The organism is Pantoea dispersa (assembly GCF_019890955.1).
GTDB classification, from domain to species: Bacteria; Pseudomonadota; Gammaproteobacteria; order Enterobacterales; family Enterobacteriaceae; genus Pantoea; species Pantoea dispersa.
In genome coordinates, this window is sequence record NZ_CP082347.1 from 283,665 (window position 1) to 297,552 (window position 13,888).

Annotated in this window: 11 protein-coding genes; 8 read left to right on the forward strand and 3 right to left on the reverse strand. The window is 61.2% G+C overall.

What is annotated here, in order from left to right:
• Window positions 1–9: 9 nt before the first annotated feature.
• From K7H94_RS20025 to K7H94_RS20035, 3 genes are read left to right on the forward strand one after another with little or no spacing between them, the layout of a single operon-like run.
• A complete protein-coding gene (locus K7H94_RS20025) occupies window positions 10–951 on the forward strand; it encodes an ABC transporter permease (RefSeq protein ID WP_058758759.1) in 942 nt (313 codons plus the stop codon).
• Complete coding sequence (locus tag K7H94_RS20030; protein WP_222952353.1) at window positions 948–1,892, forward strand: ABC transporter permease; 945 nt, start codon at window positions 948–950, stop codon at window positions 1,890–1,892. The genes K7H94_RS20025 and K7H94_RS20030 overlap by 4 nt, the downstream gene beginning before the upstream one ends.
• A 3-nt stretch (window positions 1,893–1,895) precedes the next feature.
• Window positions 1,896–3,230, forward strand: coding sequence for a M20 family metallopeptidase (locus K7H94_RS20035; protein ID WP_058758757.1), 1,335 nt, complete (start codon window positions 1,896–1,898; stop codon window positions 3,228–3,230).
• A 145-nt stretch (window positions 3,231–3,375) separates the two neighbouring features.
• Here K7H94_RS20035 and paoC read toward each other — a convergent pair whose 3' ends face one another.
• Genes paoC through paoA form a run of 3 tightly spaced genes read right to left on the reverse strand, consistent with a single transcriptional unit; the run spans window position 3,376 to window position 7,135 of the window.
• Entirely contained in the window at window positions 3,376–5,565 is a 2,190-nt protein-coding gene (paoC, locus tag K7H94_RS20040; protein WP_222952354.1) for an aldehyde oxidoreductase molybdenum-binding subunit PaoC, read from the reverse strand.
• Entirely contained in the window at window positions 5,562–6,518 is a 957-nt protein-coding gene (locus K7H94_RS20045; RefSeq protein ID WP_222952355.1) for an FAD binding domain-containing protein, read from the reverse strand. Before K7H94_RS20045 ends, paoC begins: the two co-directional genes overlap by 4 nt.
• The gene (paoA, locus tag K7H94_RS20050; RefSeq protein WP_222952356.1) at window positions 6,515–7,135 is read right to left on the reverse strand and encodes an aldehyde dehydrogenase iron-sulfur subunit PaoA; all 621 of its coding nucleotides are present in this window, start codon (window positions 7,133–7,135) and stop codon (window positions 6,515–6,517) included. The genes K7H94_RS20045 and paoA overlap by 4 nt, the downstream gene beginning before the upstream one ends.
• Before the next feature lie 236 nt (window positions 7,136–7,371).
• Here paoA and K7H94_RS20055 point away from each other — a divergent pair, with 236 nt between their 5' ends.
• The 5 genes from K7H94_RS20055 to K7H94_RS20075 all read left to right on the forward strand — a co-directional run bounded on the left by K7H94_RS20055 (window position 7,372) and on the right by K7H94_RS20075 (window position 13,868).
• Window positions 7,372–8,298: an aminoimidazole riboside kinase gene (locus K7H94_RS20055; protein WP_127834880.1), complete on the forward strand. Its 927-nt coding sequence runs from the start codon at window positions 7,372–7,374 to the stop codon at window positions 8,296–8,298.
• A 129-nt stretch (window positions 8,299–8,427) separates the two neighbouring features.
• A complete protein-coding gene (locus K7H94_RS20060; protein ID WP_420874736.1) occupies window positions 8,428–9,984 on the forward strand; it encodes a carbohydrate porin in 1,557 nt (518 codons plus the stop codon).
• Window positions 9,985–10,048: 64 nt separating this feature from the next.
• On the forward strand, window positions 10,049–11,419 hold the full coding sequence (locus tag K7H94_RS20065) for a sucrose-specific PTS transporter subunit IIBC (RefSeq protein WP_222952358.1): 1,371 nt from the start codon (window positions 10,049–10,051) through the stop codon (window positions 11,417–11,419).
• Window positions 11,419–12,828, forward strand: coding sequence for a sucrose-6-phosphate hydrolase (locus K7H94_RS20070; RefSeq protein ID WP_222952359.1), 1,410 nt, complete (start codon window positions 11,419–11,421; stop codon window positions 12,826–12,828). The genes K7H94_RS20065 and K7H94_RS20070 overlap by 1 nt, the downstream gene beginning before the upstream one ends.
• Before the next feature lie 29 nt (window positions 12,829–12,857).
• Entirely contained in the window at window positions 12,858–13,868 is a 1,011-nt protein-coding gene (locus K7H94_RS20075) for a substrate-binding domain-containing protein (RefSeq protein WP_132463811.1), read from the forward strand.
• Window positions 13,869–13,888 lie beyond the last annotated feature (20 nt).

A 13,888-nucleotide genomic window follows, 5' to 3' on the forward strand; every position in this document is an offset into this window, starting at 1 on the left:
AGGCCTGTGATGCATATGACTTCGCGGGAAATCGTCCTGCTGGCGATCGCCGTGCTGGCTGGCGCCTGCTTTACGTGGTTTTCACCGTGGTTTGCTACCGCTGACAACCTGCTGACCATTCTGCGCAACAGCAGCGAACTGCTGTTGATCGCGCTGGGTATGACGCTGGTGATCGCCATGGGTGGCGTGGACGTCTCGGTGGGCGTGGTGATGGGCGTGGCCGCGTGGGGTGTCGGACAACTGCTGATGCTGCAATCCCCGCTGCTGGCGGCGCTGGCCGGACCGCTTATTGGCCTGCTGGCAGGGCTGATCACCGCGCTGGTGGTGGTGATCGGCCGCATTCCGGCAATTGTTGGCACGCTGGGGCTGTTCGGCGTCTGGCGCACGGCGCTGTTTGTGCTGCTGGGCGGGCAGTGGCTTTCCGGTCTGCCGGGCGATCTGACGCACGCACTCATGCGGCCGCTGCTGGGACTGCCGCTGATGGCCTGGCTGATTGTCGCGGCCTGGGCGCTGGTATGGCTGGCGCTGCGCCATACGCCGTACGGGTTATGGCTGCTGGCCGCCGGCAACTCCGAAGAAAAAGCGCGGCTGGCGGGCATACCGGTAACCCAGGTGCGTGTCGCGACTTTTGCCCTCAGTGGCGTGCTGTGCGGCCTGGCCGCCACCTGCTACATCGCCACCTATCGTAACGTGGAGATGACCGTCGGCGGCACGCTGGCACTGGAGGCGATTGCCGCGGTGGTGCTGGGCGGCACGCGCATTACCGGCGGCTCCTGCAGTCTGCTCGGCACGCTGCTCGGCGTACTGCTGTTGCGCATTCTGCAAAATGGCCTGCTGCTGATTGGCGTGCCCTCGCTGTGGCAAACCGTGGTCACCGGGGCGGTGCTGTTGCTGGTGCTGAGCAGTGAAGCAGCCAGTGGGCGGCTGTTATCGCTAAGGAGGCTGGCATGAAACTGTGGCGCAAAGCCCCCGATCTGACGCTGCTGCTGGCGCTGTGGCTGTTGCTGCTGGGCGGCATCGCGATTGTGCTGCCGCAGATGCTGGCGGCATGGTCGCTGACCTCCATCCTGCAGTTTGCCACGCTGCTGTCGCTGGTGGCGCTCGGGCAGTCGCTGGTGGTGATGACTGGCGGCGGCGGCATTGATTTGTCGGTTGGCGGTAACGTTTCGCTCTCGGCGGTCATCGGCATGCTGGCACTCGATCAGGGTATTGCGCCCGGCTGGCTGCCGCTAATTTGCCTGCTAAGCGGCAGCCTGGCCGGCGCGCTGAACGGCCTGCTGGTGGCGCGCTTACGCCTCTGGCCGCTGATCGTTACGCTGGGCAGTTTTTATCTGTTTTCCGGCCTGGCGCTGGCATTGACCGGTGGTGCGGCGCTGGCCGGCGTGCCGCCGCTGCTGACGCAGTGGGGTCGGGCGGCCATGCTGTCCGTTCCGTTGCCTTTCTTAACCTGTGTCATCCCGGCGTTTCTGCTGGCGTGGCTGATCCTCAGCAACAGCGCGTGGGGCAAATGGATTTACGCCTGCGGCTTCAACGAGCACGCCACGCGGCTGGTGGGCATTCCGGTCGATCGCCTGCGGCTGCTGGTTTACTGCCTGAGCGGTGCGCTGGCGGGCTGCGCCGGCTTTATTTCCCTGTGCTGGCTCGGCAGCGCCCGCCCGGAAATCGGCGTGAATCTTGAGCTGGAGTCGCTGACCGCCGCGCTGCTGGGTGGCGTGGCGATCTTTGGCGGGCGCGGCAGCGTAGCTGGCGTTCTCGCCGCCGCGCTGATGCTGGTCACCCTCAAAACCTGCATGTTGCAGCTGGGGCTGAACAGCGTGTGGCAACTGGGCGTGGTGGGCATGCTGTTAATCATGGTGTTAATGGCACAACGACTTTTTATCTATCGGAGATAACACATGAGTCTGACTGAAAAAATTAGCGCGCACGTCGATGCCAGCGCGCAGCGTATCGCGCAGACATTATGCGACCTGCTGGCATTTCCCTCGGTGGTGAAAGTCGATCCGCGCGAGGCCGGGCCAGGCGAGCGCGACTGCCAGCGCTATCTGCAGCAGCGGCTGATGGCGCTGGGCATGGACACCGATTTGTGGGATCCGGATGGCCCGGCGCTGTACCAGAAGTATCAGGGCCGTCCGGGCGCCAATAAAGGCCGCACCTTCGAAGGTCGGCCGAATCTGGGCGGCACTCTGAGCGGATCCGGTGGCGGCAGGTCGCTGATGCTTACCGGCCATATTGACGTGGTACCACCGGGTCCGGCTGAGCACTGGCACAGCGATCCTTTTGTGCCGGAGATCCGCAACGAGGCGGTGTATGGTCGCGGCGCGGTCGATATGAAAGGTGGCGTGGCCTGCATGCTGATGGCGGTGGAGCTGCTGCAGGATCTCAACGTGCAGCTGGCCGGCGACGTGGTGTTCACCACGGTAGTGGATGAAGAGATCGGCGGCATGGGCTCGCTGGCAATGGTGGATCGCGGCTTCAAAGCCGATGCCGGTATCATGACGGAGCCCACTGCCAACCGTATCGCGCCGATTTGCCACGGCATTTTGTGGGCGCGCATCATTCTGGATGGCATCGGCGGTCATGCGGAATTAACGCCGAACAGCTGGGACAGCAGCGGTCCGGTTGATGCCGTGATGTTGTGTCGCCAGATGCTGGACGGGCTCGATGTGCTGAACCGCCGCTGGCAGACGCAGCCCGACAAAAACCATCCACTCATGGATCTGCCCAACCAGATTATCGTGACGCAGCTGAAAGTGGGCGAGCATCCGGCGTCAATTGCCGGCCGCGCCGAGATCGTCATAGACGTGCAGTATCTGCCGGCAGAAAAGGATGAGATGGGGCTGGGCGGTAAGGTAAAACAGGAGATTGAGGCGCACGTGGCGAAGGTATGCGCGCTGGATCCTTACCTGGCAAAGCATCCGGCGCGCGTGGAGTGGATACTGGACGCCGACTGCGCCGAGATCCCGGCCGATCATCCTTTTGTCAGCGCTTTTCAGCAGGGCGTGAGTGACGCGGCACTGAGCCCGCAGCTGGCCGGCTTTGGTGCCCACAGCGACATCGGCCTGCCCAGCACGCTGGGCCAGACGCCGACGGTCAACTTTGGTCCCGGCGATCCGGCGCTGTCGCATCAGCCTAACGAACATGTGCCGATTGCCGATCTGGTGGCCTGCACCAAAGCCATTGCGCTGACGCTGGTGCACTGGTGCGGGCTGGCGAAGGAAGCGGGGCGCTGAGAGCATTAACCACCGCAGTGACGCTGGCCGCAGAGGGCCGGCGTCATGCGTTAGCGCATTCTGTCACTGAGCAGTCCTGACGGCTTAGCCACTTACGCTTTTCCACCCTCCGCCAGCCAGCATGCACTGGCGGAGGGGACCTGCATTACGGCTGATCGGGCAGCGCGGCGAGTAACTTATCCAGCGTCACCGGATAGTCTCTCACTCGTACGCCGGTTGCATTGTAGACCGCATTAACCAGCGCGGCACCGACGCCACACAGCCCCAGTTCACCAACGCCTTTGGCTTTCATCGGCGAAGAGACCGGGTCGGTGTCATCGAGGAAAATCACCTCCTGCTCGGGCACATCGGCGTGTACCGGCACTTCATAGCCTGCCATGTCGTGATTGACGAAGTAGCCGAGCCGGGTGTCCACCGCCAGCTCCTCCATCAGCGCGGCGCCGAGGCCCATGGTCATCGCGCCGATCACCTGACTGCGCGCGGTTTTGGGGTTGAGAATGCGCCCCGCGGCACATACCGCCAGCATGCGCCGCACGCGCACTTCGCCGGTGGCGCTATCGACCGCCACTTCAACAAAATGGCCGGCAAAGGTGGATTGCTGGAAGGTTTTGTCCAGATCGCCGAATTCCATGGTCTCTTCCGCCATCAGCGGACCCGCCGCAGTGAGCGGCAGGCGCTGCCCGCTGGCGTGAATGTGCCCATCGGCAAACTCTGCGCTTTCCGCATCCAGACCCAACTGTGCGGCAACCTTCTCGCGTAGCCGGACGCAGGCAGCATACACCCCGGCCGTGGAAGTATTGGCTCCCCACTGGCCCCCCGAACCCGCCGAGACAGGAAACGCCGAATCGCCGAGCCGCACGCTGACCTGCTCAATCGGCACGCCCATCATCTCGGCTGCCGTCTGGGCGATGATGGTATAGCTGCCGGTGCCGATATCGGTCATGTCGGTTTCGACGGTGATTGTGCCTTGCGCATCCAGCTGCACGCGCGCGGCAGAGGGTGCCAGCAGGTTGTTACGGAAACCGGCTGCCACGCCCATGCCCACCAGCCAGCGCCCCTCGCGCCGCTGCCCGGGTTGGGCACTGCGCTCCGCCCAGCCAAATTTGCTGGCGCCGGTGCGCAGGCATTGCACCAGCTGGCGGCGTGAAAAGAAGCGCTCCGGATGCAGCGGATCGACCTGTGTATCATTGATGATGCGAAACTCAACCGGGTCGATACCGGCGATGGCGGCCATTTCATCCATGGCAATCTCCAGCGCCATCAGACCGGGTGCTTCACCCGGCGCACGCATCGCGTTGCCCTCAGGCAGATCGAGTTCGGCGAGTCGCAGCCCGGTAAGCCGATTGGCGGCGGCGTAGAGTAATTCAGTCTGCTGCACCGCAGTTTCCGGCGTTCCGCCCGGCAGGTTACCGGACCAGCTTTCATGGGCAATGGCGGTGAGATGGCCATGCGCATCGGTAGCTAATCGGATGCGCTGCCGCGTTGCTGGCCGGTGCGTAGTGTTGTTGGGGATCATCGGGCGCGGCACCATTACTTTCACCGCGCGTCCCACGGCGCGCGCACCCAGAGCCGCCAGCAGCGCATCGCTACGTAGAAACAGTTTGCTGCCGAAGCCACCGCCGACGTAAGGAGAGAGCACGCGCACCTTTTCCATCGGCATATCGAGCGTGTGCGCAAGGTCGGTGTGGCACCAGTTAATCATCTGATTCGAGGTCCAGACCGTCAGGTGATCGTCCTGCCACAGCGCCATGGAAGCGTGCGGTTCCATTGCCATATGGCTTTGATCGGGCGTGGTGTAGGTGGCGTCCAGCGTAAAGGCTGCGCTGTGCAGGGCAGCATCGACGTCGCCCAGCGTTTTATCCGGCTCACCTTCGGGTGACGTTGTCACCTCTGGCTGAGCAGCTGCGAGATCGTAAGCCCCCGTTTCAGCCTGGCAGTTAACCTTAACCAGTTGCGCGGCCGCACGTGCCTGCTCGAAGGTCTCCGCCACCACCAGCGCGACGGCCTGGTGATAGTGTTCGATATTATTATTCGCCAGCAGCGTCGCGGTGTTACGCTCTGACTTGTTGAGCTTGCCGGCGGTTGCTCCGGTGACGATGCCGAGCACGCCCGGTGCCTGCGCCGCGGCGTGGGTGTCAATCGAGAGAATATTGCCTTTGGCAACTGGCGCGCCGACCACATAACCGTAGGCTGCATCCGGTGCTTCAGCGTGCCATTCATAGGCGTAATGCGCCGAGCCGGTGGTTTTCAACGGGCCGTCGATGCGTGCCAGTGGCTGGCCGACGACGCGCTGCTGGTCGATAGGATTGGCGGTTGCAGGTGTGTCAAATTTCATGCGTTGCTCCTCGCTTCCGCGATCGCTGAGGCGAGCGTGCGCTGCGCCAGCAACAGTTTGTATCGGTTGGCTTCAGTGGGACGCGCATCAGCAAACAGCACGTCGCAGACCGCCTGTGCCCCGTGAGGAAGTTCAGCATCCGCCGCCGCGCTGCGCCACGGCTGATGGGCCACGCCGCCGACGGCCACCCGGCCGCCACCCTCAGGCAGGATAACCGCTGCTACTGAGACCAGCGCAAAGGCGTAAGAAGCGCGATCGCGCACCTTACGGTAAATGTGCGTGCCACCCAGCGGTGCAGGCAGGGTAACCGCGACGATCAGCTCACCCGGCTGCAGCACGGTTTCGATATGCGGCGTGTCGCCCGGTGCGCAGTAGAATTCAGCGATGGGAATAGCGCGCTGGCTGCCATCAGGGCTGACGGTTTCAATCACCGCATCCAGCACTCGCATCGCCACCGCCATATCGCTGGGATGGGTGGCAATACAGGCTTCGCTGACACCCACTACTGCATGCTGGCGGCTGAATCCTTCGCGTGCGGCACAGCCCGTCCCCGGCTGACGCTTGTTACAGAGTTGATTAACATCGTAAAAATAGGGACAGCGCGTGCGCTGCAGCAGGTTGCCAGCGGTGGTGGCCTGATTGCGCAGCTGGCCAGAAGCGCCAGCTACCAGCGCGCGCGTCAGTACGGCATAGTCGCGCCGGATGCGCGCATCTGCCGCCAGATCGGTATTGCGTACCAGCGCACCAATACGTAAGCCGCCCCCGGCGGTGGGTTCAATGCTGTCCAGCGCCAGTCCGTTAACATCAATCAGGTGCGACGGGGTTTCAATTTCCAGCTTCATCAAATCGAGCAGATTGGTACCGCCGGCGATAAAGCGTGCGCCCGGATGCTGCATTGCGCTGCTGGCGGCCTGTGCAGGCGTCACAGCCCGTTCAAAGGTAAAGGCTCTCATGCTTTCTGGCCTCCGGCGTACTCTTTAATGGCGGCAAGAATGTTGGCATAAGCGCCGCAGCGGCAGATGTTGCCGCTCATGCGCTCACGAATTTCTTCATCGCTCAGCGCTGGCGCGGCGGTCAGATCGCCCGTGACATGGCTAGGAATGCCCGCCGCAATTTCCTGCAGTACCGCCAGCGAGGAGCAGATTTGCCCCGGCGTGCAGTAGCCGCACTGATAGCCGTCGTGGCGGATAAAGGCGGACTGCAGCGGGTGCAGATCATCAGGCGTGCCGACGCCTTCAATGGTGGTCACTTCGGCATCCTGCTGCATCACCGCAAGAGTGAGGCAGGCGTTGATGCGCCGGCCATTGACCAGCACGGTACAGGCACCGCACTGACCGTGATCGCAGCCTTTTTTGGTGCCGGTCAGGTGTAAATGTTCGCGCAGCGCGTCCAGCAGCGTGGTACGGGTATCCACGTTTAGCTGCTGAGGTTCGCCGTTCACCTGCAGCGTGACCGGCACCGTGACAGGGGCCGGCGCGGCGGAACCGGCACCGGCTGTCCGCCGGGCTCGCTCTGTCTCTTCCTGCTGCGGTGAATACCGCTGCGTCTTCTCATCGCGTGGGTTGCTCATGCCTTTGCCTCCGGACAAGTGGCGAAATGAAATCTCAATGACACCGATTTTTATAAGGTTTTGGAAAACTTTAAGCATAGACGTCAATACGCAGACGACCATGCGGCAGGGCAAAACCGATCCCAGCAACGGACAAGTCTGAAGCCTGTCGGAGTGTTCACGGTGACAAATACCCGCATTCATGATTAATATGCATGTTTTGCTAAAACGTTTTAGCGATTAAGTGAGACTGAATCATGATGAAACGTATCTGGTGTCTGGGTGATGCCGTAGTGGATTTGCTGCCTGATGACGCAGGCCGTTTGTTGCAGTGTCCCGGCGGCGCGCCCGCCAACGTGGCAGTGGGTATCGCCCGGCTGGCGGGTAACAGCGGATTTATCGGACGGGTGGGCGACGATCCTTTTGGCCAGTTTTTGTGTCGCACGCTGGCGCAGGAAAAGGTGGATGTTTCCCATATGCGCAAAGATGTGCAGCAGCGCACCTCCACGGTGGTCGTGGCCCTGGATGAGTACGGCGAGCGTACCTTCACTTTCATGGTGCGCCCCAGCGCCGACTTGTTTCTCACGCCAGACGATTTGCCGCGGTTTCAGTGTGGCGAGTGGCTGCACTGCTGTTCGATTGCGTTACTCGCCGAGCCGTCGCGCACGGCGGCGTTAACCGCCATGCAGCGCGTGCGTGAGGCGGGCGGTTTTGTCAGCTTCGATCCCAATATCCGTCTCGATTTGTGGTCCGATGCGGCGGAGCTGCTGCAATGCCTCAGTGCGGCCCTGCAGCGGGCGGATGTGGTGAAGCTCTCTGTGGAAGAACTGGCCTTTATGACGGACACCGCCGACATTGACAGCGGCATCGCGCAACTGGCGCAGCGCTTCTCCGTTAAATTGCTGTTAGTGACGCAGGGCAGCGCTGGCGTGCGTGCTTATTTTAATGGCCGGCAAACTCGCTATTCCGCGCGCGCGGTGATCAGCGTGGATACCACCGGTGCCGGCGATGCCTTCGTGGCGGGACTGCTGTGGGAACTGGCGCAGCGGGGTCTGCCGGCGGATGAAGCGCAGCTGGCGGCCTGCCTGCGCACGGCGCAGGCGTGCGGGGCGCTGGCCACCACCGCCAAAGGCGCGATGACCGCGTTACCCAACTATCAACAGTTACAGCAGCACGGTATCTGACCCCGCCGTTTTCCCTGTTTTGCGAAGTATCTCACATCCACTAAATCGGTTTAGCAAAATCCATTGCGCTTTAAAAATCGGCACCGCTATGATGCGGTGCCTAAACCGGTTTAGCAAAAAATACATCTGATGATAGCCTTGCCTCAGGGATGCAAAACAGTGAAAAAAAGCATAATCGCTATAACCCTTAGTACCGTGTTAGGCTCAGGCTCAGCCTGGGCGGCAGACGACATGAGCAGTATTGAAGCGCGCCTGGCGGCGATGGAAAAACGACTGGCCGCGGCTGAACAGCGTGCCAGCTTAGCGGAGCAGCGCGCGCAGGCGGCGGAACAGCAGGTGCAAAAGCTGGCTGCGGTGCAGCAGCAGAACCCGACGCCGGTTGCCGTGGCACAGACCGAACCGCAGGCCGCTCAGCCTGTTGCGCCCGCCGCCAGCAGCGAGTCAGAGGGCTTTGAGTTTCATGGCTACGCACGCTCCGGCCTGTTGATGAACAGCTCCGCTGCGAAAACTCAGGGCGGGCCCACCGTCACGCCAGCCGGTGAGACCGGCGGTCACGTCGGGCGGCTCGGCAATGAGCCGGATACCTACGTTGAACTTAACCTCGAACATAAACAAACGCTGGCCAACGGTGCCACCACGCGCTTCAAGGCGATGCTGGCCGACGGACAGCGCACCTACAACGACTGGACTGCCGCCAGCAGCGATCTCAACCTGCGTCAGGCGTTTGTCGAACTGGGGCAGCTACCGACCTTCACCGGTGCGTTCAAAGACTCCACGGTGTGGGCCGGTAAGCGTTTCGACCGCGATAACTTCGACATCCACTGGATCGATTCCGATGTGGTGTTTCTCGCCGGAACCGGGGCCGGTATTTACGACATGAAGTGGGGCGATGACGCCCGCAGCAACCTGTCGATTTATGGCCGCACCTTCGGGGACATCGAAAATAACGACAACACCGCGCAAAACTACATTCTGTCGCTGAATAACTTCGTCGGACCGCTGCAGCTGATGGTGAGCGGCATGCGCGCGAAAGATAACGATCAGCGCACCGATATTGACGGCAACCGCGTGAAAAGTGATGCCGCCAGTGACGGTGTGCACGCCCTGGTCGGATTGCACAACGACAGCTTCTACGGCCTGGGGGAAGGTTCAGCGAAAACCGCGCTGCTGTATGGTCATGGCCTCGGCGCAGAAGTGAAGAGCATCGGTGCCGACGGCGCGCTGTTACCGCAGGCGAATACCTGGCGGCTCGCCAGCTACGGCATGACGCCGCTGGGCGCTGGCTGGCATATCGCGCCGGCGCTGCTGGCGCAGAGCAGCAAAGACCGCTACGTCAAAGGCGACAGCTATGAGTGGGCCACCGTGAACCTGCGCCTGATTCAGGAATTTACCCAGAACTTTGAGATGCAGTATGAAGGCTCATATCAGTACATGGATCTGCGGCCTGAAGGCTATAACAATCGTCAGGCCGTCAGCGGCAACTTCTACAAGCTCACCGTCGCCCCCACGCTCAAAGCCAGCGATGTGGGCGAATTCCTCAAGCGTCCGGAAATCCGCCTGTTCGCCAGCTGGATGGACTGGGATCATCGTCTGGATAACTACGCCAGCGATGACGCCTTTGGCAGCACCGGCTTTAAGTCCGGTGGCGAGTGGAACTTTGGCGTGCAAATGGAAACCTGGTTCTGATGAAACGGCCCGCGTGCGGGCCGCTTAGCGCATGATGGCATAACAACCAAAAACAGAGGTTACTATGGATTTTGTTACTCTTTCCCGGTCGCTGCTGCCGCTGCTGGGAGGCCGGGAAAATATCGCCAGTGCAGCGCACTGTGCCACACGTTTGCGCCTGGTACTGGTGGATGATGCCAAAGCCGACACCGCCGCGATTGGCAAACTTGACGGGGTGAAGGGCTGTTTTCGCAATGCCGGACAGCTGCAGGTGATTTTTGGTACCGGCGTGGTGAATAAAGTGTATGCCGCGTTTATCCGCGAAGCTGGCATCAGTGAAACCAGCAAGTCGGAAGCGGCGGATATCGCTGCGCGCAAGCTCAATCCGTTCCAGCGCATTGCGCGTCTGCTGTCGAACATTTTTGTACCGATCATCCCGGCGATTGTGGCCTCTGGCCTGCTGATGGGACTGCTCGGCATGGTTAAAACCTACGGCTGGGTTAACCCCGATAATGCGCTGTATATCATGCTGGATATGTGCAGCTCGGCGGCCTTTATCATCCTGCCGATCCTGATTGGCTTTACCGCGGCACGCGAGTTTGGCGGAAACCCGTTCCTCGGTGCCACGCTCGGCGGCATCCTGACGCATCCGGCGCTCACCAACGCCTGGGGCGTGGCGGCCGGCTTCCATACCATGAACTTTTTCGGTATCGAAGTGGCGATGATCGGCTACCAGGGCACGGTGTTTCCGGTGCTGCTGGCGGTATGGTTTATGAGTGTGCTGGAGAAGCAGCTGCGCCGGGTGATTCCGGACGCGCTGGATCTGATCCTGACGCCGTTCCTGACGGTGATTATCGCCGGCTTCGTTGCGCTGCTGGTGATTGGTCCGGCAGGACGGATGCTGGGCGACGGTATTTCATTCGTCCTCAGCACGCTGATTGCCCATGCCGGCTGGCTGGCCGGACTGGTGTTTGGCGGGCTTTACTCGGTTATCGTGATCACCGGCGTGCACCACAGCTTCCATGCGATTGAAGCCGGACTGCTGGGCAATCCGGCGATTGGCGTCAACTTCCTGCTGCCGATTTGGGCGATGGCTAACGTGGCGCAGGGCGGTGCCTGTCTGGCGGTATGGTTCAAAACCAAAGATGTGAAAATCAAAGCGATTTCGCTGCCGTCCGGCTTTTCAGCGCTGCTGGGTATTACCGAGGCGGCGATTTTCGGTATCAACCTGCGCTTTATGAAACCCTTTATCGCCGGCCTGATTGGCGGCGCGCTGGGCGGTGCCTGGGTAGTGTCGGTGCATGTATATATGACGGCTGTCGGTCTCACCGGTCTGCCGGGCATGGCGATTGTGCAGGCCAGCTCGTTGCTTAATTATGCCATTGGCATGGTGATCGCGTTCAGCAGCGCATTTATGATCTCTTATCTGCTCAAATACAAAACGGACGCGGAATAATGGCGGCTTCTACATTGTTACCCGATATTTTACAGGCGGTGATGCGCGGTCAGCCGCGCGCGCTAAGCGACCCGCATTATCCGGGCTGGCATCTGGCACCCGTTACCGGATTACTTAACGATCCGAACGGTTTTATCCACTTCGCCGGGCGTTACCATCTGTTCTATCAATGGAATGCGCTGGGCTGCCAGCATCAGCATAAATGCTGGGGCCACTGGAGTTCAGCCGATCTGCTGCACTGGCAGCATGAACCCATAGCGCTAATGCCGGATGAGGAGTATGACCGCAGCGGCTGCTATTCGGGCAGCGCCGTTGATGATAATGGCGCACTGACCCTGGTCTATACCGGCAACGTGAAGTTCGTGGATGGTTCGCGCACCGCCTGGCAGTGTCTGGCGGTGCAGAATGCGCAGGGCGGCTTTGACAAACTCGGGCCGGTGATCGCGCTGCCCGACGGCTATACCGGACACGTGCGCGACCCGAAAGTGTGGCGGCATGGCGAGCACTGGTTCATGGTGCTGGGTGCGCAGGATCAACAAAAGCAGGGCAAAGTGTTGCTGCTGCGCTCGGCGGACCTGCGTGAGTGGCACAATCTGGGTGAGATTGCCGGCAGCGGCCTTAACGGACTGGCGGCAGCCAGTTATATGTGGGAATGCCCGGACATGTTTATCCTCGGCGATACCACCTTCCTGATTTGCTGCCCGCAGGGGCTTGCGCAGGAACAGCATCGTTTTCTCAATGCACATCCCAGCGCGTGGCTCTCCGGCGATCTTGATTATGCTAACGCCCGCTTTAGCCATGGCGAATTACATGAGCTTGACGCCGGTTTCGAATTTTACGCGCCGCAAACCACGCTAACCGCCAACGGACGCCGGCTGCTGGTGGGCTGGATGGGCGTGCCGGATGGCGAGGAGATGCTGCAGCCCACGGTGGCCAATGGCTGGATCCATCAGATGACCTGCGTGCGCGAACTGGGCACGCGTGATGGCCGGCTGTTCCAGCGTCCGGTTACTGAACTGCAGGCGCTGCGCAGCGCTGAACAGCACTATCAGGGGCCAGCCGCCGATGCGCCGGTCATTGATGCGCAGCGGCTGGAATTACTGCTGAGCGGGCAGGGCGACATCACCCTGGATTTCGCCGACCAGTTACGGCTGGAGTGGCGCGCCGACGGGTTGCGGCTCGCGCGGCGCAGTCTGGCAAACGGCGAGTGGCAGTTCCGTTACTGGCGCGGCGCGGTGAGTCAGCTCCAGTTACTGTGCGATCACTCCAGCGTTGAGATTTTCATTAATGAAGGGGAAGGGGTGATGAGCAGCCGCTACTTCCCGGCGCATCCGGCGCAATTAACCCTGACCGGACACGCAGAAGTGACGGCGCGCTACTGGTCGTTGCGGCCGTGCATGGTAGAATAAGTCATTGTTTCCTTAACCGATGCACTGACGTGAGAAAAACCAAACGCGTTACCATAGCGGATATCGCCGCGCTGGCGGGGGTGTCCAAAGCCACCGCCAGCCTGGTGCTGAATGGCCGTGGCAAAGAGTTGCGCGTGGCGAAAGAGACGCGTGAACGGGTATTAACGCTGGCGCGCGAACATCACTACCAGGCCAGTATTCACGCACGCTCGCTGCGCGATAATCGCAGCCATACGCTGGGTTTAGTGGTGCCGGAGATCACCAACCATGGTTTTGCCGTGTTCTCGCACGCGCTGGAAAATCTTTGTCGCGAGGCGGGCTTACAGCTGCTGATCTCCTGCACTGACGAGAACGCCGGGCAGGAGCGGGTGGTGGTGGATAATCTGGTGGCGCGTCAGGTGGATGGGCTGATTGTGGCGTCCAGCATGTTAAGCGACAGTGACTACGTCAAACTGAGCGATCAACTGCCGATCGTGCTGTTTGACCGCTACGTTAATGATACGCAACTGCCGCTGGTGATGACCGATTCGGTCACGCCGACTGCCGAGCTGGTGGAACGGCTGGCGCGCGCCAATCCGGATGAAATTTATTTCCTCGGCGGTCAGCCGCGTTTGTCACCCACCAAAGATCGTCTGGCCGGTTTCATGCAGGGTCTCGAACGAGCAGGTGTGACGCCACGGCCGGAGTGGATCATTCACGGCAACTATCACCCGAGCAGCGGTTATGAAATGTTTGCCGCGCTGTGCGCCCGGCTGGGGCGTCCGCCCAAAGCGATTTTCACCGCCGCCTGCGGTCTGCTGGAAGGGGTGTTGCGCTACATGAGCCAGCATCATCTGCTGCACAGCGACATCCGCGTGGCCAGCTTTGACGATCACTATCTGTATGACTCACTGACACTGCCGATCGATACCGTCGAGCAGGATGTGCCGCGCCTGGCGCAGGAGTGTTTTACGCTGCTCACTACCATGATTAACGGCGATGACCCCATCAGCCAGCATACCGTGCTGCCGGCAACGCTGCGGCTGCGCTTTGGCAAGTAGCGCAGCCGCATTGCGTTTCA

Bases quoted from the DNA above. Each gene is read 5' to 3' on its own strand.
- K7H94_RS20025 (WP_058758759.1), top strand. From the start codon at position 10: ATGCATATGACTTCGCGGGAAATCGTCCTGCTGGCGATCGCCGTGCTG.
- K7H94_RS20030 (WP_222952353.1), top strand. From the start codon at position 948: ATGAAACTGTGGCGCAAAGCCCCCGATCTGACGCTGCTGCTGGCGCTG.
- K7H94_RS20035 (WP_058758757.1), top strand. From the start codon at position 1,896: ATGAGTCTGACTGAAAAAATTAGCGCGCACGTCGATGCCAGCGCGCAG.
- paoC (WP_222952354.1), bottom strand. From the start codon at position 5,565: ATGAAATTTGACACACCTGCAACCGCCAATCCTATCGACCAGCAGCGC.
- K7H94_RS20045 (WP_222952355.1), bottom strand. From the start codon at position 6,518: ATGAGAGCCTTTACCTTTGAACGGGCTGTGACGCCTGCACAGGCCGCC.
- paoA (WP_222952356.1), bottom strand. From the start codon at position 7,135: ATGAGCAACCCACGCGATGAGAAGACGCAGCGGTATTCACCGCAGCAG.
- K7H94_RS20055 (WP_127834880.1), top strand. From the start codon at position 7,372: ATGATGAAACGTATCTGGTGTCTGGGTGATGCCGTAGTGGATTTGCTG.
- K7H94_RS20060 (WP_420874736.1), top strand. From the start codon at position 8,428: ATGATAGCCTTGCCTCAGGGATGCAAAACAGTGAAAAAAAGCATAATC.
- K7H94_RS20065 (WP_222952358.1), top strand. From the start codon at position 10,049: ATGGATTTTGTTACTCTTTCCCGGTCGCTGCTGCCGCTGCTGGGAGGC.
- K7H94_RS20070 (WP_222952359.1), top strand. From the start codon at position 11,419: ATGGCGGCTTCTACATTGTTACCCGATATTTTACAGGCGGTGATGCGC.